At 43.8% G+C, this 23635-nt stretch carries 18 protein-coding genes; 9 read left to right on the forward strand and 9 right to left on the reverse strand.

Features of this window, described 5'->3' with window-relative positions:
* Window positions 1-3: 3 nt before the first annotated feature.
* The gene (mrcB, locus tag L4C33_RS03805; protein WP_428811126.1) at window positions 4-2394 is read right to left on the reverse strand and encodes a penicillin-binding protein 1B; all 2391 of its coding nucleotides are present in this window, start codon (window positions 2392-2394) and stop codon (window positions 4-6) included.
* Window positions 2391-4856, reverse strand: coding sequence for an ATP-dependent helicase HrpB (gene hrpB, locus L4C33_RS03810; RefSeq protein ID WP_428811127.1), 2466 nt, complete (start codon window positions 4854-4856; stop codon window positions 2391-2393). Before hrpB ends, mrcB begins: the two co-directional genes overlap by 4 nt.
* Window positions 4857-4924: 68 nt before the next feature.
* Between hrpB and sfsA the strand changes: the two genes are divergently transcribed.
* The 7 genes from sfsA to panC all read left to right on the forward strand — a co-directional run bounded on the left by sfsA (window position 4925) and on the right by panC (window position 10883).
* Window positions 4925-5641: a DNA/RNA nuclease SfsA gene (gene sfsA, locus L4C33_RS03815; RefSeq protein ID WP_428811128.1), complete on the forward strand. Its 717-nt coding sequence runs from the start codon at window positions 4925-4927 to the stop codon at window positions 5639-5641.
* A 135-nt stretch (window positions 5642-5776) separates the two neighbouring features.
* Window positions 5777-6223 carry an RNA polymerase-binding protein DksA gene (dksA, locus tag L4C33_RS03820; RefSeq protein ID WP_428811129.1) on the forward strand — a complete coding sequence of 149 codons (447 nt, stop codon included), beginning with the start codon at window positions 5777-5779 and terminating at the stop codon, window positions 6221-6223.
* A 132-nt stretch (window positions 6224-6355) separates the two neighbouring features.
* Entirely contained in the window at window positions 6356-7246 is an 891-nt protein-coding gene (gene gluQRS, locus L4C33_RS03825; RefSeq protein ID WP_428811130.1) for a tRNA glutamyl-Q(34) synthetase GluQRS, read from the forward strand.
* Between the two features lie 86 nt (window positions 7247-7332).
* A complete protein-coding gene (gene pcnB / locus L4C33_RS03830) occupies window positions 7333-8685 on the forward strand; it encodes a polynucleotide adenylyltransferase PcnB (protein ID WP_428811131.1) in 1353 nt (450 codons plus the stop codon).
* Entirely contained in the window at window positions 8682-9167 is a 486-nt protein-coding gene (folK, locus tag L4C33_RS03835; protein ID WP_428811132.1) for a 2-amino-4-hydroxy-6-hydroxymethyldihydropteridine diphosphokinase, read from the forward strand. Before pcnB ends, folK begins: the two co-directional genes overlap by 4 nt.
* A 22-nt stretch (window positions 9168-9189) precedes the next feature.
* Window positions 9190-9984 (forward strand): 3-methyl-2-oxobutanoate hydroxymethyltransferase, encoded by a 795-nt coding sequence (panB, locus tag L4C33_RS03840; RefSeq protein WP_428811133.1) that lies wholly within the window; start codon window positions 9190-9192, stop codon window positions 9982-9984.
* Between the two features lie 8 nt (window positions 9985-9992).
* Window positions 9993-10883, forward strand: coding sequence for a pantoate--beta-alanine ligase (panC, locus tag L4C33_RS03845; RefSeq protein WP_428811134.1), 891 nt, complete (start codon window positions 9993-9995; stop codon window positions 10881-10883).
* Window positions 10884-11063: 180 nt separating this feature from the next.
* Here panC and L4C33_RS03850 read toward each other — a convergent pair whose 3' ends face one another.
* The 3 genes from L4C33_RS03850 to L4C33_RS03860 form a co-directional block, all read right to left on the reverse strand.
* The gene (locus tag L4C33_RS03850) at window positions 11064-11834 is read right to left on the reverse strand and encodes an ABC transporter permease (protein ID WP_428811135.1); all 771 of its coding nucleotides are present in this window, start codon (window positions 11832-11834) and stop codon (window positions 11064-11066) included.
* Complete coding sequence (locus L4C33_RS03855) at window positions 11835-12752, reverse strand: ABC transporter ATP-binding protein (protein WP_428811136.1); 918 nt, start codon at window positions 12750-12752, stop codon at window positions 11835-11837.
* A 232-nt stretch (window positions 12753-12984) separates the two neighbouring features.
* The gene (locus L4C33_RS03860; protein ID WP_428811165.1) at window positions 12985-14616 is read right to left on the reverse strand and encodes a SulP family inorganic anion transporter; all 1632 of its coding nucleotides are present in this window, start codon (window positions 14614-14616) and stop codon (window positions 12985-12987) included.
* Between the two features lie 285 nt (window positions 14617-14901).
* On the opposite strand from L4C33_RS03860, the gene can reads away from it, so the two are divergent.
* The gene (can, locus tag L4C33_RS03865; RefSeq protein ID WP_428811137.1) at window positions 14902-15561 is read left to right on the forward strand and encodes a carbonate dehydratase; all 660 of its coding nucleotides are present in this window, start codon (window positions 14902-14904) and stop codon (window positions 15559-15561) included.
* A gap of 92 nt (window positions 15562-15653) precedes the next feature.
* On the opposite strand, the gene hpt is transcribed toward can, so the two are convergent.
* Window positions 15654-16184, reverse strand: coding sequence for a hypoxanthine phosphoribosyltransferase (hpt, locus tag L4C33_RS03870; protein ID WP_428811138.1), 531 nt, complete (start codon window positions 16182-16184; stop codon window positions 15654-15656).
* Between the two features lie 323 nt (window positions 16185-16507).
* Between hpt and L4C33_RS03875 the strand changes: the two genes are divergently transcribed.
* A complete protein-coding gene (locus L4C33_RS03875; RefSeq protein ID WP_428811139.1) occupies window positions 16508-17113 on the forward strand; it encodes a LuxR/HapR/OpaR family quorum-sensing transcriptional regulator in 606 nt (201 codons plus the stop codon).
* A gap of 217 nt (window positions 17114-17330) precedes the next feature.
* On the opposite strand, the gene lpdA is transcribed toward L4C33_RS03875, so the two are convergent.
* The 3 genes from lpdA to aceE form a co-directional block, all read right to left on the reverse strand.
* Window positions 17331-18761: a dihydrolipoyl dehydrogenase gene (lpdA, locus tag L4C33_RS03880; protein WP_428811140.1), complete on the reverse strand. Its 1431-nt coding sequence runs from the start codon at window positions 18759-18761 to the stop codon at window positions 17331-17333.
* A gap of 242 nt (window positions 18762-19003) precedes the next feature.
* Window positions 19004-20893, reverse strand: a complete 1890-nt coding sequence (aceF, locus tag L4C33_RS03885) for a pyruvate dehydrogenase complex dihydrolipoyllysine-residue acetyltransferase (RefSeq protein WP_428811141.1) — start codon at window positions 20891-20893, stop codon at window positions 19004-19006.
* A gap of 27 nt (window positions 20894-20920) precedes the next feature.
* Complete coding sequence (gene aceE, locus L4C33_RS03890; RefSeq protein WP_428811142.1) at window positions 20921-23584, reverse strand: pyruvate dehydrogenase (acetyl-transferring), homodimeric type; 2664 nt, start codon at window positions 23582-23584, stop codon at window positions 20921-20923.
* Window positions 23585-23635: the final 51 nt, after the last annotated feature.

A 23635-nucleotide genomic window follows, 5' to 3' on the forward strand; every position in this document is an offset into this window, starting at 1 on the left:
ACTTTACCACTGAAAAAGCTTTTTAAGCCACTGTTTTGGTTGGCTTTGACAGCCTTGTTTTATTTCGCCATTTTCATCCCATACGGGAAGCTGCACTTTACCATCACAATCGAACTGTAATTCACCGTCAACGGTCTGGTTAAAGTTTGCAGTTGCAATGCCTGTAGGCCACGGCAATACCAAACGCTCTGGGATACGTTGCTGCAAATATTCAGCATATACTCTTAACGCACCACTAGAACCGGTTAAATGAGTCGGTTTGTTGTCATCACGACCAAGCCAAATAGTCGTCACTTCACGGCCATCAACGCCTACAAACCAGCTGTCTCGGCTATCATTACTGGTTCCGGTTTTACCAGCTAGGGCTGCCCATGAGAACTGACTTTGCAAAAATCGTCCAGTCCCCTCAGAGACCCCTTTCTTCATGGCATAAGTCGTTAACCATGCCGCCTGCTCATCGACAGACTGAGAAACTCGTGGGATTGATTGATAAATAACATCACCGTCAATATCAACGACCGAGCGTAAGGCCGACAATTGAGCCTTTTTCCCTGAATTTGTCAGTGTTTGATACATCTGAGCGACTTGGAATGGTGTCAAAGAAAACGAACCCAAAAACATTGATGGCACGGGGCGGATTTCATTCTTATCCACCCCCAATCTTTCAATAGTTTCGGAAACATTTTTAATCCCCAATTGCATGCCTAAACGAACCGTCGGAACATTGTAAGATTTCGACAATGCAACGTACAAAGGGACTTCACCCCGAAACTTCCTATCAAAGTTTCGGGGGCTCCAAACACTTCCTTTGCTGCCTTTCATGCTCAATGGAGTGTCCATCAAAGTGGTTGCAAGGTTATATTTTTTAGGCTGTTGTAAAGCGGTAAGATAAACAGCGGGCTTCACTAACGAACCAATAGGGCGACTGGCATTAAGCACACGATTAAAACCATCGTATCCCGTTCGCTTGCCACCAACCATAGCTCGTATTTCACCACTGCTRCGATCAACAGCARTCGCCGCCCCTTCTAATTGCTTACCTGCTTTTTTAGCAAACATTGGGACTTTGTTAGCGAGCGCTTTTTCCAGTTTATCTTGTGATACAGGGTCAAGTGATGTGAATACTCTCAAGCCTTTTTGAGACTGAAAACGGTCACCGACATATTGGCGCAACTCATTATTAACTTGTTGAAAGTACGCAGGTTGGCGACTAGCAATTTTCGGATTATCTTGAATATCTAAACCACGGCTGGCAGCTTCATCAAATTGCTCAGCGGTTAAGATGTCTTGCTGCATCATCAAACGTAATACAAGATCACGACGTTTTTTAGCGCGCTCAGGGTAACGAATCGGATTGTAATACGAAGGCCCCTTAACCATTCCCACCAGCAGCGCCAACTGATCAATTCTTAACTCTTGAATTGGCTGACCGAAGTAAAATCGCGAAGCAAGTCCAAAACCATGGATAGCCTGACCACCACTTTGTCCAAGATAAACTTCATTCAAATAAGCTTCTAAAATTCTATCTTTGCTGTAGCGATAGTCCAAAATGAGTGCGATATACGCCTCTCTCACTTTTCGCCATAAAGTACGCTCGCTAGACAGGAATAAATTCTTAGCTAATTGCTGAGTTAACGTACTTCCGCCCTGCACTGTTCGTCCAGCTTTCACGTTAACTACCATCGCACGAGCGATAGCCAGTGGAGATACACCATCATGCTGATAAAAGTCTCGATCCTCTGTCACGAGTAACGCATCGACGATCACTTCTGGGAACTGCTCTCGCTTTAAGAACAGGCGCTGCTCGTCAGTCGCCTTCTCAAGCATTCCGAGCATCTTAGGTTCAATTCGCAAATACCCCATATCCCCACTGCTCTCTAAGGATTGAATGCGTTGTAACTGATTATCTTTGAAATGCAGCATGATATGGCGATCAGGCTCAGGCCCGTCGACAAACTCAAATGGACGACGGATCAATTCAATTTTCGTCGAAGATGACGAATATTCACCAGGATGACGAGGCGCTCTGACCTTTCTATAATTCAGCACATCAAGTTCATTGCGAATTTGTTTAACGGTCACAGGATCACCGGGCGCAAGGTGCAAAACCCTTGCGTACACCACGGTAGGTAAATCAAATAACTGACCTTCAAAGCGTTGCTTCACTGACGTATCAAGGTAAATGCCAATAAATAGCAATATAGCTGCGACCGCCAACGCCGACTTCCAGCCAATGCTCCATAGTACTTTCAACCAATTACGTTGTGCTTTTGTTTTCGCCTTTGACTTACGAGGCGCTCTCGGTTTTCTTTTTGCCGTCGTCGATTTAGCGGCAGTCTTTTTTGCTGGCGTTTTTTTCGGTGGGGCTTTTTTGGCCGTCAACGTTTTCATCATCGGTTCAACTGTCGTTTAGTTTTAGTGGTGGCTTCATGGTTTGCAGGATCATCAGGCCAAGGGTGCTTCGGGTAACGCCCTTTCATTTCCTTTTGTACTTCTTTGTATGCCCCGCTCCAGAACCCAGCAAGATCTTGAGTAATTTGCAGCGGTCTTTGTGCTGGAGAAAGTAGCTCTAATACCACTTTCTTTCTTCCTAGAGCAATTAATGGGGAGTCTTGCTCACCAAAAACCTCTTGCAGTCGAACGGAAATCACAGGTTCAGATCGGTGTTGGTAGCGAATTGCCTTTTTTGAGCCTGTTGGCATGGTGTAGTGGGTCGGTAACCAAGTATCAATATCTTGATTTAGTGGCCACCCAAGACGCGCCAATAACGCTTGTTCAACTGAAATACTTGCTAGTCCTTTCACCGATTTTACGTTGTTCATATAAGGCGCCAACCAATCAGACAATTGGTTCACTAAGCTAGCCTCATCCATAGCTGGCCATTCTTTTTCTGGTAACCAATCAATCGCACAGCGAACTCTTTCAATTAACTTGAGAGCGCTGTCTGACCAATTTAAACAACTTAAACCTTTACGTTGCACATAACTTAGCAAAGCTTGGCTGATCAAACTTTTATCAGGTTCTGGAAGTTCTTCTCTGTGAATAACCAATTCACCTAACTGTAATCGCCTTTCTGCGACCAATCGCCCACGTTTTTCATCCCAATCGATGTAATCAGAATTAGAGAACAAATCTGGAAACTCACGACTGACCTCTTCGATATCCACGGAAGCCGCTAAAAAGATCTGACTCGATGTATTGTTCGAACGCATAAGATCAACAGCGATCAAATACTCATTATTGGCGAGCGTGTCATCGTCTCTCAACTGCGCTCCATGACCATTTGCCAGCAAGTACTTACCAGAACCGATTTGACGTGACTGCGCAATACGATCTGGAAAAGCCAAACTCAGCGCCACTGGTAAATAGCTCTCATCAACATTCCGCAATGGAACATGACAACTCAGTTTTTTGAACAACTGGTTGATTCGGCTGACCAGTATTGACTGTTTCGAATGGGAACCCTGCTTTAAGCGGTGCAATGAGTGCTGTAAATCCGTGACGTTTCTTTCTGGCTCTTCCAATAAAGCGGAAGTCACGATCGCAGCTCCCAGCAGTAAGTCATCATGGGAGCTCGCTTTTACCAGCATACTAGCAATTCGTGGATCCATTCCAAGCGTTTGGGCTTGCTTGCCTTGAGCCGTTAACTGACCACGAATGTCTAAAATTCCGAGCGTAATAAGCAATTGCTGAGCTTGCTGCATCGCAACCTTAGGAGGTAAATCGAGCCACTGAAGTTCACTCGCACAAGACGCACCCCACTGTGCTAATTCAGACGCAAGCGAAGATAAATCGGAATGTAGGATTTCAGGTTCTGGCACATACGGCTGTTGTTTCAACTGAGTTTCGCTATACAGGCGAACACATATGCCAGATTCCAAACGACCAGCACGACCCGCTCGTTGTTCAGCTGAAGATTGGGCTATTTTCACTTGTTCAAGTTTCGTAATGCCGGTCTTTAAATCAAACTTTGCCACTCGTTCAAGGCCAGAATCCACGACTAACCGAATTCCTTCGATCGTTAATGAGGTTTCTGCAATATTGGTCGCCAAAACTACTTTTCGACGCCCATTAGGAGAAGGAGATATCGCTTTTTGCTGCTGAGAAAAATTAAGTTGTCCGTAAAGCGGGCAAATATCAACATCGGCTCCAAGCCCTGATAATTGCTGTTCAACCTGTTTAATCGAAGATACACCAGGTAGAAAAGCCAACAGAGAGCCTTGCTCTGAAGCGATAAGTGACTCAAWTTGGCGAGCCATTCTACCTACGAGATAATCATTGGTAGATAAAGGTTGGTRGCGAAACTCTACAGGATATGAACGCCCTTGGGACTCAACATACAAAGCGTCAGGTAATAAAGATTGAAGCGCTTTATGGTCAAGAGTTGCCGACATCACCACTATTTTCAGGTCATCACGTAACGCTTCTTGAATCTCCAAACTGAACGCCAATGCCGTATCGGCATGGATACTACGTTCATGAAACTCATCAAAAATAATAAGATCAACACCATCCAACTCAGGGTCAGATTGAATCATACGAGTCATGATCCCTTCAGTGACGATTTCGAGTCGAGTCTTGCTGCTGACTTTCGTTTCCCCACGAACTCGATAACCTATGCTCTCACCGACCTCCTCTCCCAACTGCTGAGCCAAATAGCGGGCAATGTTACGAGCAGCCAAACGCCTAGGTTCAAGCATAATGATCTTGCCGTTAACCAAGTTGGCTTTAACAAGCTCTAATGGGAAAAACGTTGACTTACCAGCGCCGGGAGCGGCTTTAAGGATCAATTGAGAATACTGTTTAATACCTGAGAGTAATTCAGGCATCACAGCTTCAATAGGCAGTTGTGACAATGGAAAAGCCTTATGGTGTAGTATTGCTAACCATTGTACATAAAAAACTTTCCCTCTAAATAAGTAAAATGCATTTCAATCTCCCATTAGAGCCAGCGACTCTTATAAAACGCTACAAACGCTTTTTAACTGATATAGTACTAGCCGACGGTAGCACTCGCACCATTCACTGCGCTAATACGGGAGCGATGACCGGATGTGCAGAACCGGGGAATACGGTCTGGTACTCAACATCGGATAACCCTAAGCGTAAATATCCAAATAGCTGGGAACTCTCTCAAACCGCTGCTGGGCATCAAATCTGCATTAATACTGCCCGAGCCAACCAATTAGCAGTGGAAGCGATTGAAAATGGAACTATAGTTGAACTCTTAGGGTATGAAGAACTTCGTACAGAAGTGAAATATGGTAATGAGAACAGCCGCATAGATGTGCTACTAAGTGATAGCAACAAACCGAATTGCTTTATTGAAGTTAAAAGCGTCACTTTATTGGATGAAGAAGTAAACGGACAAGGATACTTTCCAGATTCAGTGACAACCCGAGGACAGAAACACCTGCGTGAACTCACAGAAATGGTTAATTCTGGAAGCAGAGCTGTACTTTTATTCACTGTTTTACATTCAGGTATTGAAAAAGTGTCCGCGGCACACCATATAGACGCCAAATATTCATTATTATTAAAACAAGCACAAGACGCTGGAGTGGAAGTACTCTGTTATAAAGCAGAGCTTAGCAATACCGAGATTACACTGACCCAAGCTGTTGAATTTATCAGTAACTAAGTAAAAGTGATGATATGTTCACATTGCCAACAAGTTTGTAATTGAGAGTTTGCCAGCACCAAGTCTTTCTGCTATAGATACCCGCCTAAAAATTAGCTGTAAAGCAGTTGACTAGGTGTTAATAGGAGATGCTGTATGCCAGAATCTAAGAAAAAAGCGCTAGGCATCCTAGCCATCGCAGGTGTTGAACCGTATCAAGAGAAGCCAGGTGAAGAGTACATGTCACCTGAGCAAACAGAACATTTTACCAAGATTTTAGAAGCTTGGCGCAACCAGCTGAGAGTTGAAGTTGACCGTACCGTGCACCACATGCAGGACGAAGCAGCCAACTTCCCAGATCCGGTTGACCGTGCTTCTCAAGAAGAAGAGTTTAGCTTAGAGCTACGTAACCGTGACCGTGAGCGTCGTTTGATCAAAAAGATTGAAAAGACGTTAGACAAAATCGAAGAAGACGATTTCGGCTTCTGTGATTCTTGTGGTATCGAGATCGGCATCCGTCGCCTTGAAGCTCGTCCGACTGCAGATCTTTGTATTGACTGTAAAACACTTGCAGAAATCAAAGAGAAACAAATGCAAGGTTAATCCTTAGTATTTGAAAAAAGGGAGCTATTGCTCCCTTTTTTATTTATATCAGTAAAAATCTGCCCCTGACAATGGGCTACCTACGCAATGATATTCATCGACAATCCTAATACAAGTTTAAGGCCCTCATCCATGAGCTACATAGGACGCTTTGCCCCTTCACCTTCTGGCCCTTTGCACTTTGGTTCTTTAATCGCAGCACTTGGTAGTTATTTCCAAGCTAAAGCGAACCATGGTCAATGGCTAGTACGTATGGAAGATCTTGATCCACCAAGAGAAATGGCAGGAGCTGCGCAACTTATTCTTGAAACCCTAGAGGCTTACCACCTTTATTGGGATGGCAGTGTTGTTTATCAAAGTCAGCGTCATCACTTGTATCAAGAACAAATTGATCGATGGCTAGCCAGTGGACAAGCGTACTATTGTCAATGCACTCGAAAACAAATCAAAGAGACAGGTGGCTTTTATCAAGGCACTTGTCGCCATAAACAAATAGAGAATGCGAACAACAGTGCTGTTCGGTTAACCATGACTCATCCTGTTGAACACTTCCAAGATATACGTCATGGCGAGATTCAGATCCCGGAAGCGTTAGCGCAGGAAGACTTCATCATAAAAAGACGCGACGGATTATTCGCATATAACCTCGCCGTCGTCATTGATGATATCGAACAAGGTGTCACTGAAGTTGTGAGAGGAGCCGATTTAGTTGAGCCAACAGGTCGACAAATCAGCCTCTATCAAATGTTAGGGCAGCCCGCTGTCAGTTACCTGCATTTGCCCTTGGCAACAGATGAGACGGGTAATAAATTATCTAAGCAAAACCATGCACCAGCGATTGATAATCAGAATCCCGTCCCCACATTACTACAGGCAATGACGTTTCTTGGGTTCCAAATACCTTCAGACATTGCTTCGTCATCAATCGACGATATCTTGCTTTGGGGATGCAAAAACTGGCACTGTTTACAGTTACCAGATGAACTGGCAGTCACTCCTATATTCTCAAACGGCTCTCGCTAGGCTATTATTAGCCGCAATTGAAAGCTGCAATACCACTTTGGACTAGAGAAAATCAGAGTTGGCGATACCAACTTTGCTATAAACTAATGAATACAAACGACAATACCCCAAGCGAACAACGTGGATTCCACGAACTAGCTCTGAATATTTACACTCGACAAGAGCACAATATTTCACGCAAGCAGATCAGTGATAATGCACTTAAGGTGCTTTACCGCCTGCACGGTGCGGGTTTTGACGCATTCTTAGTCGGTGGTGGTGTTCGCGATATTTTACTTGGCGCTCAGCCGAAAGATTTCGATATCGCAACCAACGCAACACCAGAGCAGATCAAACACCTATTTAGAAACTGTCGCCTGATTGGCCGCCGTTTCCGTCTTGCCCACATTATGTTTGGCCGAGATATTATTGAAGTTGCCACCTTCCGAGGTCACCACCAAGAACCTTCGAAGAACACATCAGCTCAATCAAAAGAAGGCATGCTATTACGCGATAATGTGTATGGCTCGGTCGATGAAGATGCTGAACGTCGTGATTTCACTATCAACGCTATGTATTACAACATTGGCGACTACAGTATTCATGACTACGCGGGTGGTGTAGAAGATTTAGAAGACCGTCTCATCCGATTGATTGGCGATCCTGAAACTCGCTACCGTGAAGATCCAGTACGTATGCTGCGCGCGATGCGTTTTGCAGCAAAATTAGATTTCGATATTGAAGAAGACACGGCAGACCCTATTGAGGAACTCGCTCATCTTCTTCGTGATATCCCAGCGGCACGCTTATTCGAAGAATCACTTAAACTGCTGCAATCAGGTCATGGTCTTGAAACCTACCACCTAATGCGCGAGTACAACCTTTTCCAACAGATGTTCCCAGCTATCGCGGAACACTTCACTGAAGACTACTCTTCAGAAACAKAAAAGATGCTCGATTTAGTTTTAGATTCTACCGATCTTCGCATTGAAGAAGGTAAACGAATCAACCCTGCATTCATGTTTGCAGCCATTCTTTGGTACCCAATGAATAAGCTGGCAGACAAGCTTGTAGCAGAGTTAGGCGTTGAACGTTACGATGCTATCATGGAAGCAAGTAACTTGATTTTAGATCAACAAGTTAAATCAATTGCTATTCCACGTCGCCACACCGCAACCATTCGTGAAATTTGGCAGCTACAATTGCGCCTACCTCGTCGCAATGGCAAACGAGCGTTCCGCTTAATGGAGCTAAATAAGTTCCGTGCTGGTTTTGATTTCTTAGAAATGCGTGCAGAAGTAGAAGAAGGCGACGTTGCTGAACTTGCTAAGTGGTGGGAAACATTCCAATCAGCAGGCCGTAATATGCGTCAAGCAATGGCTGCCGATGTAGGTGGTTCACCTAAATCAAACCGTCGCCGCAAGACTTACCGCAATAAAAAGTCGAAGCCTGCGCAATGATTACAGCGTACATAGCGGTCGGCAGCAACCTAGCCGACCCAGTGAGCCAAGCTAAGCTCGCGATTGAAACTCTAAAGAATCTGCCCAAGTCAGAGTTTATCGCGACCTCTCAGCTATACAGTAGTACCCCTATGGGTCCGCAAAATCAGCCAGATTACATCAATGCTGTAGTCGCAATAAAAACAGAATTAACGCCAATTGAACTACTCGATTGCACCCAAAAAATCGAGTTAGAGCAAGGGCGTGTCCGTAAAGATGAGCGTTGGGGTCCAAGAACCTTAGATCTCGATCTCATTTTATATGGCAATGAGGTGATCAATTCCGAGCGCTTAGTTGTTCCTCACTATGGAATGAAAGAACGTGAATTCGTTCTCTACCCGCTCGCTGAAATTACACCAAGTTTACAACTCCCTGACGGGACTGAGCTCTCTGAACTACTGAAAGTAGTAAATAGAAATGGGCTCAATGTTTGGCAACGATAGCCAAACCTAGTAAGGAAAACTAATGAAAAAAGTAACCATTAACGATCTGATCAAATGCAAACGCGAAGGTCGTAAATTCGCTACCTCGACAGCCTATGATGCAAGTTTTGCTCAGCTATTCGAAAGCCAAGAAATGCCTGTATTACTGGTTGGTGATTCTCTAGGTATGGTTTTACAGGGTCAAACTGACACTTTACCTGTAACAGTAGAAGATATTGCCTATCACACGCGCAGCGTGCGAGCTGGTAGCCCTAACTGCTTACTAATGGCTGATATGCCATTCATGAGTTATGCAACGCCTGAGCAAGCCTGTGAGAACGCAGCAACGTTAGTACGTGCTGGCGCTAACATGGTTAAGATTGAAGGTGGAAGCTGGTTAGTGGACACAGTAAAAATGCTAACAGAGCGCGCAGTACCTGTATGTGCTCACTTAGGTCTAACACCTCAATCTGTTAATATTTTTGGCGGTTACAAAGTTCAAGGTCGCGAAGAAGAGCAAGCAGATAAAATGGTTGCCGATGCACTGGCATTACAAAATGCAGGAGCACAAATCGTATTATTAGAATGTGTTCCAGCATCTCTTGCAAAAAGAATCACAGATGCCTGTGATGTGCCAGTTATTGGTATCGGCGCAGGTAGCGTGACCGATGGTCAAATTTTGGTTATGCACGACATGTTCGGTATTTCAGCTAACTACATGCCTAGGTTTTCTAAGAACTTCCTAGCTGAAACTGGTGACATGCGTAAAGCCGTAGCGAAGTACAAGGCAGATGTTGAAAATGCCATTTTCCCTGACGACGCTCATACGATAGCTTAGGAGTTAGCATGCAAAACTTTGCTGAAATAGCGGCTCTAAGAGAGCAAATCAAGCTTTATAAGCGTGATGGGCGCTCCATCGCCTTCGTTCCAACAATGGGTAACCTGCATGAAGGTCACCTAACATTGGTTCGTAAAGCGCGTGAACACGCTGACATCGTTGTGGTTAGTATTTTTGTAAACCCAATGCAGTTCGATCGTACTGACGACCTAAACAACTATCCTCGCACTTTAGAAGCTGATTTAAACAAGCTTACAGGTGAAGGCGTTGAGCTGGTTTTCACTCCGACACCTGAAGTGATGTACCCAGAAGGTTTAGATAAGCAGACATTTGTTGAAGTTCCTAGTTTATCTCATATGCTCGAAGGCGCATCTCGCCCGGGTCACTTCCGTGGTGTTGCGACTATCGTGACTAAGCTCTTCAACATTGTTCAACCTGACTTTGCATGCTTTGGCGAGAAAGATTTCCAACAATTGGCTGTCATTCGCCAAATGACGCTAGATCTTGCAATGGACATTGAAATCGTTGGTGTACCTACCGTTCGTGAGATGGATGGTTTAGCAATGAGTTCACGTAATAGTAACTTGACCATTGATGAGCGCCAACGTGCTCCAGTGCTTGCTCGTACTATGCGCTGGATTAGCAGTGCGATTCGCGGTGGGCGCAATGATTACGCCTCTGTGATTGAAGATGCTACAGACCAACTTCGTGCAGCAGACCTACAACCAGATGAGATTTTCATTTGCGATGCAAGAACGCTGCAAGCAATCACAGCAGAATCTAATCAAGCTGTCATTTTAATGTCTGCCTTCTTAGGAAAGACTCGTCTTATTGATAACCAAGTCCTAGATTTAGTTGCAGAGACAAAAGAAGAAGTGAAAGAAGAAACGGCTGAGTAGCTAGATACCGCTAATAAGAAAATAAAAGGTTGATACTAAAGTGTCAGCCTTTTTTAATATCTGAAGTTTATGTATTCACAGTCTCCTTTCTCACTCCTTTAATTTCACGAGTAGAGCCAATAAAAAAGGGTTGGTACTCATGCACCAACCCCATTCACGAACTTATATGTCTAAATCAGCCTATGAACGTAAGCCAATACCTTTAGTCACTAAATAATGTGCAACGGCATACAGCACTATTATAAACAGGCCTAGGACGCTGAAAGAAGTCACTATACCTACATCTGAAACACCTAAGAAGCCATATCTAAACGCATTCACCATATAAACAATTGGATTTAATTTAGAAACGCCCTGCCAAAATTCAGGCAATAAACTGATCGAATAAAACACACCACCAAGGTAAGTCAAAGGCGTTAGGATAAACGTAGGAATAATCGAAATATCGTCGAACGTGCGTGCAAATACCGCATTAATTAAACCACCTAGCGCAAAAACAACCGATGTCAAAAAGACAGTTGCGATGATGATTCCCCAGTGATCAACCTGCAGATCTACAAAAAACAAAGAGACAAAAGTAACAATAGTGCCGACAAGCAAACCACGCACAACACCGCCCATCACAAAACCTGCAATAATCACGTAGTTTGGTACAGGTGCAACCAATAACTCTTCAATATTCTTTTGAAATTTAGCACTAAAGAATGATGAAGCGACATTAGAGTATGAATTGGTAATGACCGACATCATGATCAAACCAGGAACAATGTATTCCATGTAACTAAAGCCATTCATTTCACCGATTCTCGAACCAATTAGGTTACCGAAAATAATGAAGTACAGCGTCATAGTAATAGCGGGTGGAACTAAAGTTTGTACCCAAATACGGGTAAATCGATTCACTTCTTTTGCTAATAAGCTACGAAAAGCAGTCCAATATAACTGATACATTTACTGACTCCCCTCACGGACGATACTGACAAACAGTTCTTCTAATCGGTTGGCCTTATTACGCATAGAGAGCACCTTAACGCCTTGTTCTGATAATTGACTGAAGATGGTGTTCAGCCCAAGATTTTTATCCAGTTCAATTTCCAAAGAGCCATTCGTCATGACTTGGCTATTCACACCAGATAGGTGTGGCTCTTGAGTTCCTTCCTCTAAATCGAGAATGAAAGTCTCTACGCTCAATTTACCAAGCAATGCCTTCATGGTCGTATTCTCAATCAGCTCACCACGATTAATGATGCCGATATTACGACACAGCATTTCCGCTTCTTCTAAGTAGTGAGTGGTAAGAATGATCGTAATACCTTGTTTAGCATTGATCTCTTGAAGGAATTCCCACATCGAACGACGCAGTTCAATATCAACACCAGCAGTCGGCTCATCGAGGATCAGCAATTGAGGTTCATGCATCAAGGCTCTAGCAATCATCAAACGGCGCTTCATACCACCAGATAAATTACGAGCACGTTCGTTGCGTTTTTCCCACAAATCGAGCTTAGATAAATACTTTTCAGCACGTTCTTTCGCTAACGCTTTAGGAACACCGTAGTAACCAGCTTGCTGAAGTACGATCTGCTCAACGGTTTCGAACGGGTTAAAGTTGAATTCCTGGGGCACTAAACCAAGGTTTTGTTTAGCCAGTTCAAGATCTTTATCTATGTCATAACCGAATATTTTTACTTTGCCGGACGTCTTATTTACTAAAGAGGAAATAACCCCGATAGTCGTCGATTTACCWGCACCGTTAGGCCCTAATAGAGCGTAAAAGTCACCCTTTTTCACCTGCAAAGTTATGCCTTTGAGAGCTTCAAAGCCACCAGCATAAGTTTTTCTTAATTGCTCAATTTCTAATGCGTACATGAGATTCGTACCATTTACCTTAAAATTAGTGAGATCATCATTTAGTTATTTTACTTAAGTATCAGATACCACGTAGAACCAGTGTGACCATTTCACCATCAAGTCTATCGTCGAATAACGATTAACACAAACGTTCATTTCCACTTATTTGGAAGTTTATATATTTATGCCTTTCAAAAAAAACGCCACTTTACTAAAAATAAAGTGGCGTCCAATGTACCTAAGTACTTATCTATACAGATTCAAACTGGTGTTCATCTCTTTCTACATACGATTTTGCGGCGTTTAAAGCCTCGTATCTAAAGCGATAAGTATTAGATTCAGGCACTAAATCTATCACATGAAACTTCTCAAGTTGCTCTCGAGTACTTTGATTCGGGCAAAGTAAATACACTTCACAATCCGCATCTAACGCATCTTTAATCGCATTCTCAAGTGCTAACCCTACGGTTACATCTATCATAGGGACATCTGTTAAATCTAAAATCATCGCTTCATAATCAGCGATACTGGAATGCTGACGGGATATCGCTTTCGATACACTGAATATCATTGGTCCTGACAGATAGAAGAACAGTACTTTCCCATTCGCACTATCAAGCAACTCTCGTTCACTTTGAGTAAGTGGTAAGTCATCTTCATCATCGGCATCACTAATAGCTTTTACTTGTCGTGCTTGCTCTCGGCTTAAACGCTCAATAATCAAGATATTAGAAATAAAGACACCCAAACCAACAGCAACAATCAAATCAACGAACACCGTCAGTAACATCACGCCATACATGACCGACATACCGGCATAACTGACCTTATGGGCGCGTTGGATAAAGCTCCAATCAAGGATGTTGAAGCCAACATAGACAGCGATACCAGCCAGCACGGCCATTGGAATAGGCTCGGTCAATCCACCTGCGACCAAAACGACTAACGCCAGGACAAGTGCACGGATAACGCCAGAAAGAGGCGAACGAGCACCCACTTGAATATTCGTTACTGTTCCCATTGTCGCACCAGCACCAGGCAGTGCGCCGAATAGGCCAGATAGCATATTCGCAATACCCTGCCCTCGTAACTCTTTATCTGAGTCATGCTCTTTACGAGTCAATGAATCACCGATAACGGCAGTCAACAAGGTATCAATACAGCCTAACGTACCAAGTACTAAGGCATCGATAAGCATCGTCGTGAACAGTTCAGGGCTTATGGTCGGTGCAACAAAAGATGGTAGACCCGCAGGTATTTCACCAATACGACGAATCGAATCAGTATCGAAAATAATCACAGACAATAGTGTAACAGCGACTAATGCGACCAACTGAGCAGGCACATATTTGCGATATTTGGCTGGGAATAAAAAGAGGATGCCAAGCGTTAGTAATCCAAGGAATAGCTCGCTTGCTTTCATGTTAGCCAGCGTGTCAGGCAGCGCTGACAAAGTGCCCATTACGCCACCAGTCGGCGCAGCATGCCCAAGTAATGGAGAAAGTTGGAGGATTATCAAGATAACGCCAATTCCCGACATAAAGCCGGAGATCACGCTATATGGCATCAATGTGATGTACTTTCCTAGTTTTAATGTGCCTAATAAAACCTGAAATGCACCAGCCATCATTACGACAGTAAAAGTCATCGCTATTCCCGTTTCAGGGTACTTAGCGACCATACTAGTCATAACAGCAGTCATGATAACGGTCATGGGGCCGGTTGGCTCAGAGATTAGGGTGTTTGACCCACCAAATAATGCAGCAAACAAGCCCACCATAATGGCGCCCCATAAGCCGGCTTCAGCACCTGCGCCAGAGGCCACACCAAAAGCAAGAGCTAAAGGTAAAGAGATAATGGCAGTAGTAACGCCACCAAACATATCACCCTTTAGGTTGATATCTTCAAAACGACTTCCAAACAAAACACAGCTCCCTGCTGATAGAAATTCAAAACACATCAATATGCTTAATGTTATTAAGCTATTGAATCGGATGCTACCACCGATTCGATATGGTATATAACAGAATAATGTTAATAACAGGAAGTATATGATTTTAGCGGCGAGAACACGTCAGATGAGTACTCTAACCGTCATTTTCTATAGGAAGGATTTTGTAACATTGTGTATAGTGAGCAAAGTTCTTTTTAGGGTGTAAGAGATAAGATGCCGGAAATTAAACAACTTTTTGACAAWAATTCTAAATGGTCCGAATCCATTAAATCGGAGCGACCAGAATACTTTGCSACTCTTGAAGAAGGACAAAACCCTGGCTTCCTATGGATTGGGTGCTCTGACAGCCGCGTACCAGCTGAACGCTTAACAGGTCTATATTCGGGTGAGCTTTTTGTTCACCGTAACGTCGCAAACCAAGTGATTCATACCGACTTAAACTGTTTATCAGTGGTCCAGTATGCTGTAGATGTCCTTAAAGTTAAGCATATTATTGTTTGTGGTCACTATGGTTGTGGTGGTGTGACAGCTGCGATTGAAAACCCTCAGTTGGGGCTTATTAACAACTGGCTCCTGCATATTCGCGATCTTTACCTAAAACATCGTAATTGGTTAGGTGAAATGCCAAAGGAAAAGTGGGCTGATAAACTGTGTGAAATTAATGCAGCAGAACAAGTGTACAACCTTGGCAATTCAACAGTATTACAAAATGCCTGGGAACGCGGGCAAGAGGTTGAAATTCATGGTGTGGTTTACGGTATTGGTGATGGCAAACTTCAAGATCTAGGCGTGCGTTGTTCTAGCCGAGAGTCTCTAGAAGTCAATTATCAAGCAGCTATGGCTAAGATTCTAAGCAGTGATGTTCTAAAGTAAACATCACGATACGCTGAGGTTTCACATCCAAATGAAAACGCCCGCTATTAGATAGCGGGCGTTTTTAATTCAATTCATATATCTGAGAAAGCTTATTCTTGAGGAACAACTTTACCAATATATGGAAGGTGACGATATTTTTGAGCGTAATCGATACCAACACCAACAACGAATTCATCCGGGATTTCAAAACCAATCCACTTAGTGTCTACGTGGACTTCACGACGTGAAGGTTTATCTAACAGAGTACAAATTTCAATTGATTTAGGTCCACGTAAGCTAAGGATCTCTTTCACCTTAGTTAACGTGTTACCAGTATCGATAATATCTTCAACAAGCAGTACGTCTTTACCTTGAATATCATCATCAAGATCTTTCAGAATGCGCACATCACGCGAGCTTTCCATAGCATTGCCGTAGCTTGATGCCGTCATGAAATCGACTTGGTGAGTAAGATCAATTGCACGAGCAAGATCGGCCATAAAGACGAAAGATCCACGCAATAAGCCAACTAGTACTAGATCTTCACTACCTTGGTAATGTTCCGTGATCTGCTTACCTAGTTCATTTACTCGATCTTGAACTTCTTGCTCAGAGATCATGACTTCAACTGTATGCTTCATACTGCTCTCATTTTATTTAGTGATTACGGCAAACTAGAACCCTGCCGTTCATTTCGGGCTAAGTTTAGCACTGCTCAAAAAGGCGCACCACCTTAGCCCAACATTTACTTATATATTGTGCTCGAAGTGTGCACTCTAAACTTCCGCATCTCCCACTAACAACACAGCACCCTATATAAGTCACAGAATGCGTATCACATTTGATATAACTGCCTACAAAATAGCCATAAACATTTGACCATTTGCATATGCACCATTACACTCATTGGGCTTAAATAACAAAATAATCATTAAAATAAAAACTCATTGGCAAGGAAAATAATATGGACTCAATAGCTAAGAGACCGAGAACAAGGCTTTCACCTTTGAAAAGAAAACTCCAATTAATGGAAATCGCGCTAGAAGTATTTGCTCGTCGGGGCATAGGGCGTGGTGGACATGCAGACATTGCTGAGATTGCTCAAGTTTCAGTCGCAACTGTCTTCAACTACTTTCCAACCAGAGAAGATCTCGTCGACGAAGTGCTTAACCACGTTGTACGTCAATTCTCTAACTTCCTTTCGGACAATATCGACCTAGATATTCACGCGAAAGAAAACCTAAACACAATTGCGACCGAAATGGTTACGCTCGTTGCTCATGACTGCCATTGGCTTAAAGTGTGGTTTGAGTGGAGTGCATCAACTCGCGATGAAGTATGGCCGCTGTTTGTAACAACGAATCGTACTAATCAAATGCTTGTTCAAAATATGTTTAGCAAAGCAATTGAACGTGGGGAAGTGTGTGACAATCATGACCCTAAGCATCTTGCGAACTTGTTCCACGGTATTTGCTACTCTCTATTTATTCAAGCAAACCGCGCTCAGTCGCAAGCAGAGCTCGATAAACTAACGACAAGCTACCTAGACATGCTTTGCATCTATAAATAGCTTTCGCTACGCTACATAGCTAATTAAAAGCTTGCCTCGTGCAAGCTTGTTTTATACCTACTAGAAGCGAGAGTCCACTGCTGCTCTGACGACGGGTATTATGCTTAAAGGTAGGACACCTTAGAAAAACGCTTCAGTCTTGAATTTATTACGGATATAAAAAAACCGCTGAATCATCAGCGGTTTTTAAAAACATTAGCGAGTAGCTAAAAAAGAATTACTTCTTCTTTTTTACTGCTTTTTTGTTTGGAAGGTCAGTGATTGAACCTTCAAATACTTCCGCAGCTAGACCAACAGACTCGTGTAGAGTTGGGTGAGCGTGGATAGTAAGTGCAATATCTTCTGCATCACAACCCATTTCAATTGCTAGGCCGATTTCACCAAGAAGTTCACCACCGTTAGTACCAACAATAGCACCACCGATTACGCGATGAGTATCTTTATCAAAGATCATCTTAGTTACGCCGTCTGCACAATCAGATGCGATAGCACGACCAGAAGCAGCCCAAGGGAAAGTAGCAACTTCGTAGTTGATGCCTTCAGCTTTCGCTTCTTTCTCAGTCTTACCTACCCAAGCAACTTCTGGCTCAGTGTACGCAATTGATGGAATTACTTTAGGGTCGAAGTAGTGCTTCTTACCAGAAATAACTTCAGCAGCTACGTGACCTTCATGCACACCTTTGTGAGCAAGCATTGGTTGGCCAACAACATCACCGATCGCGTGGATATGAGCAACGTTAGTACGCATTTGCTTATCAACATTGATGAAACCACGCTCATCAACTTCGATACCCGCTTTTTCAGCATCGATAAGTGCGCCGTTTGGAACACGACCGATAGCAACAAGAACAGCATCGTAGCGCTCAGCTTCAGCTGGTGCTTTTTTGCCTTCCATTGAAACGTAGATACCGTCTTCTTTCGCTTCAACCGCAGTAACTTTAGTCTCAAGCATTAGCTTGAACTTGTTTTTAATGCGCTTAGTGAAAACTTTAACGATGTCTTTATCCGCAGCTGGGATAACTTGATCGAACATCTCTACAACTTCAACTTTAGAACCTAGAGAGTGGTAAACCGTACCCATCTCAAGACCGATGATACCACCGCCCATGATAAGCAGTTTCTCAGGTACTTCTTTAAGCTCTAGTGCATCTGTAGAATCCCAAATACGTGGGTCTTCATGTGGGATGAACGGAAGTTTGATTGGGCGAGAGCCCGCAGCAATGATTGCGTTGTCGAAATTAACCGTAGTTGCTTCGCCTTCGCCTTCAACAAGAATGCTGTTAGGGCCAGTGAACTTACCGAAACCATTAACAACAGTTACGTTACGCATCTTAGCCATACCGCCAAGACCGCCAGTCAGCTGAGTAACAACTTTGTCTTTCCAGATACGGATTTTGTTGATATCCGTTTGTGGCTCGCCGAATACAACGCCGTGCTCTGCCATCGCTTTTGCTTCTTCAATTACTTTTGAAACGTGAAGAAGAGCTTTTGATGGAATACAACCAACGTTTAGACATACACCACCAAGAGTGCTGTAACGTTCAACTAGTACTGTTTCTAGACCTAAATCCGCACAACGGAATGCAGCTGAGTAACCAGCAGGACCTGAACCAAGTACAACAACTTGGGCTTTAATTTCTTTGCTCATTGTGACCTCTTGTAGTCATTATCCCTAACAGGCTGAGTAGATGTTCTTAAATTATTGGGCTTTCAAACAGCAAACATTTTACAGAGATGTTAACAGTGTGAAAGCAGCTTTAAGTTAGCCTGTGAGCTAGACAACAATTACCCATCAGTTTATGAGAGAAGATGGAAATTATTGTCTAAAAATAGTCTTTGTATAAAGAATTAAGGTGACCCGAAAGTCACCTTAATAATTACTTTCTAAAATTACAGTACTAGACGACGAATGTCAGATAGTGCGCTGTTTAGGAAAGTAATGAAACGTGCACCTTCTGCACCATCAATCACACGGTGGTCGTATGATAGAGACAGTGGAAGCTGTAGGCGTGGTTCAAATTCTTTACCATTCCATACTGGCTTCATTTCAGACTTAGATACACCTAGGATACCAACTTCTGGTGCATTTACGATTGGCGTAAATGCAGTACCGCCGATACCGCCAAGGCTAGAAATTGTGAAACAACCGCCTTGCATATCAGAAGCTGTTAGCTTACCAGCACGTGCTTTCTTAGAAATAGCCATTAGCTCTTCAGATAGCTCGTAAATGCCTTTCTTGTTCACGTCTTTGAAAACAGGAACAACTAGACCGTTTGGTGTATCAACTGCGATACCCACGTTTACGTACTTCTTAAGAATGATGCTTTCGCCATCTTCAGAAAGAGAAGAGTTAAACGCTGGGAATGCTTCTAGCGCTTTAGCAACTGCTTTCATGATGAACACAAGTGGAGTGATCTTCATGCCAGTGTCTTTCTTCGCTTCGATAGCGTTCTGTGCTTTACGGAATGCTTCTAGCTCAGTGATATCTGCATTGTCCCATTGTGTAACATGAGGGATCATTACCCAGTTACGGTGCAGGTTAGCGCCAGAAATCTTCTTAATCTTAGAAAGTTTCTTAACTTCAGTCTCACCGAACTTGCTGAAATCAACTTTTGGCCATGGTAGTAGACCAAGTGCAGAACCGTCGCCGCCTTTGCCAGATGCCGCAGCACCAGACTCTAGACGCTTAAGTGCATCTTTAACGTAAGACTGAACATCTTCTTTAAGTACGCGGCTCTTACGACCAGTACCTTTAACTTTCGCTAGGTTTACACCGAACTCACGAGCTAGACGACGAACAACTGGAGACGCGTGAGCGTATTCACCGTTCTCTTGGAAGTCATCTGTAGTTGCTGCTGGTGCAGTTGCCGCTGGAGCTGCTGCTTTTGCTGCCGGAGCCGCCGCTGGTGCAGAAGCGACAGGTGCCGCTGCTACTGGTGCTGCGCCTTCAACAACGAAAGTCATGATTGAAGAACCAGTTGACACTTTGTCACCAGCTGCAATCTTGATTTCTTTTACTGTACCTGCGAATGGTGCAGGAACTTCCATTGAAGCTTTGTCGCCTTCAACAGTAATTAGAGATTGCTCTTCTTCTACTGTATCGCCAACCGCTACCATGATTTCAGTAACTTCTACTTCGTCACCACCGATATCAGGAACGTTCACTTCTTTCTCAGCAGATGCTGCAGGAGCCGCTGCAACTGGTGCCGCCGCAGGAGCCGGAGCTGCTGCAGGTGCTGAACCAGCTACTTCGAATACCATTACTAGAGAACCAGTAGAAACTGAATCACCAGAAGCGATCTTGATTTCTTTAACGATACCAGCGAATGGTGCAGGAACTTCCATTGAAGCCTTATCGCCTTCAACAGTAAGAAGAGATTGCTCTTCTTCTACTGCATCACCGATAGCAACCATGATTTCAGTTACTTCAACTTCATCACCGCCGATATCTGGAACGTGTACTTCTTTAAGCTCAGCTGCCGCTGCAGGAGCTGCTGCAACTGGTGCCGCCGCTTCAACTGCTGGCGCAGCCGGTGCTGCTGCAGCACCTTCCGCTTCGAAGATCATAATTAAAGAACCAGTAGAAACAGAATCGCCTTCTGCTACTTTGATTTCTTTAACGATACCCGCTTGAGACGCAGGAACTTCCATTGAAGCTTTGTCGCCTTCAACAGTGATTAGTGACTGTTCTTCTTCAACCTTGTCGCCAACGTTTACAAGAATCTCAGTTACTTCAACCTCATCAGCACCGATGTCAGGTACATTAATTTCGATTGTCATTGTTTGTTTCCTTAATTAATGGAAGTCTTATGCGTATTGCGGGTTAATTTTGTCTGCGTCGATGCCGAATTTAGCAATTGCTTCTGCAACTACTGACTTCTCAACATCACCACGCTTAGCCAGTTCAGTAAGAGCAGCAACAACAACGTAGCCTGCGTTTACTTCGAAGTGGCGACGTAGGTTTTCACGGCTGTCTGAACGACCGAAACCATCAGTACCAAGTACTTTGTAAGATTCAGAAGGCATGAATGCACGTACTTGCTCAGCGTAGTTCTTCATGTAATCCGTTACTGCAATTGCAGGTTCGTTACCAAGAACAGTTGTGATGTACGGTACTTTCTCTTCTGCTTCTGGGTGAAGCATGTTGTCACGCTCTACCGCTTGGCCGTCACGAGTTAGTTCGTTGAACGATGTTACTGAGAATACGTCAGATGCTACGCCGTACTCTTCGCTCAGGATCTTAGCTGCTTTACGCGCTTCGTTCATGATAGTACCAGAGCTCATTAGTTGAACTTTAGACTTAGAACCAGCGTAAGACTCAAGCTTGTAAATACCCTTACGGATGCCTTCTTCAGCGCCTTCTGGCATTGCTGGCATTGCGTAGTTTTCGTTCATTACTGTTAGGTAGTAGTAAACGTTCTCTTGGTTCTCACCGTACATGCGACGGATACCGTCTTGCATGATTACCGCTAGCTCGTAAGCAAACGTTGGGTCGTAAGAGATACAGTTAGGTACTGTGTTCGCCATGATGTGCGAGTGACCATCTTCGTGCTGTAGACCTTCGCCGTTTAGCGTTGTACGGCCTGCAGTTGCACCAAGTAGGAAACCACGAGCTTGTTGGTCACCAGCTAGCCATGCCATGTCACCAATACGTTGGAAACCGAACATTGAGTAGTAGATGTAGAACGGGATCATTGGTAGGTCGTTGGTGCTGTATGAAGTTGCCGCTGCAACCCAAGACGCCATTGAACCTAGTTCGTTGATACCTTCTTGAAGTACTTGACCAGACGTTGCTTCTTTGTAGTAAGAAACGATGCCTTTATCTTCTGGAGTGTAGTCTTGACCGTGTGGGTTGTAGATACCAACCTGACGGAATAGACCTTCCATACCGAATGTACGTGCTTCATCACAGATGATAGGAACAATGTTCTTACCAATGTTCTTATCTTTAAGAAGGATGTTTAGCGTACGTACGTAAGCCATAGTTGTAGAGATATCACGCTTCTGCTCACCTAGTAGAGGTGCGAATGCGTCTAGCTCAGGAACTTTGAACTCTTGAGTAAACTTAGGAAGACGTGCAGGCGTGTAACCGTGTAGAGACTTACGACGAGCGTGCATGTATTCATATTCAGCAGAACCTTCTTCCAGTTTTAGGTATGGAAGTTCAGCGATTTTCTCGTCTGAAAGGATGTCTTCTAGGCCTAGGCGATCACGTAGGTGTTGAACATGAGTCATGTCCATTTTCTTAACACCGTGTGCAATGTTTTTACCTTCAGCTGCATCACCCATGCCGTAACCTTTAACAGTCTTAGCTAGGATTACAGTCGGCTTACCACCTGTTTCTTTTGCATTGTTGAATGCAGCGAACAGTTTAGAAGAGTCATGACCACCACGCTTAAGTGCGAAGATTTCGTCATCAGTCATATCTGCAACTAGTGCAGCTGTTTCTGGGTACTTACCAAAGAAGTGCTCACGTACGTATGCGCCATCTTTAGATTTGAATGTTTGGTAGTCACCATCGATAGTTTCGTTCATTAGTTGAAGAAGCTTACCAGTAGTGTCTTTAGCTAGTAGAGAATCCCAGTTGCTACCCCAGATAACTTTAACAACGTTCCAACCTGCGCCTTTGAATAGGCCTTCAAGTTCTTGGATGATGCTACCGTTACCCATTACAGGGCCGTCTAGACGCTGTAGGTTACAGTTGATTAGGAAACATAGGTTGTCTAGCTTCTCACGCGCAGCGAAAGAAATAGCACCACGTGATTCTGGCTCATCCATCTCACCGTCACCTAGGAACGCGTATACGCGTTGCGCTGAAGTTTCTTTCAGGCCACGGCCTTCAAGGTACTTAAGGAAGCGCGCTTGGTAGATAGCAGAGATAGGGCCAAGACCCATAGATACTGTAGGGAACTGCCAGAACTCAGGCATCAGTTTCGGGTGCGGGTAAGAAGGGATACCTTTACCATCAACTTCTTGACGGAAGTTATCTAGCTGTTCTTCAGTTAGACGACCTTCAACGAATGCACGAGAGTAAATACCAGGAGAAATGTGACCTTGGTAGTAAACTAGATCGCCACCGTCTGTCTCGTTTGGAGCACGGAAGAAGTGGTTGAAACATACTTCATAGAACGCTGCTGCTGACTGGTAAGAAGCCATGTGACCACCAAGGTCTAGGTCTTTCTTAGAAGCACGCAATACGATCATGATTGCGTTCCAGCGAATAATAGAACGAATACGACGCTCAAGAGTTACATCACCAGGGTAAGCTGGCTCTTGCGCTGCTGGAATTGTGTTGATGTAGTTAGTGTTGATACCTGTAGCCATATCAACGCCATCTAAACGCGCTTTATCTAGAACTTGTTCTAGTAAAAACTGTGCACGTTCTACACCTTCTTCACGTACTACTGACTCAAGAGCTTCTAACCAATCTTGAGTTTCCAGAGCATCAACGTCATGCTTCATGTCAGACATGGCGGTCTATCCTTTTTGTTAGTTGGATTCTACTAAACACGTAAAAAGCCG

The sequence above is a fragment of the Vibrio makurazakiensis genome (assembly GCF_050337375.1).
In the GTDB taxonomy this organism is placed as follows: Bacteria; Pseudomonadota; Gammaproteobacteria; order Enterobacterales; family Vibrionaceae; genus Vibrio; species Vibrio makurazakiensis.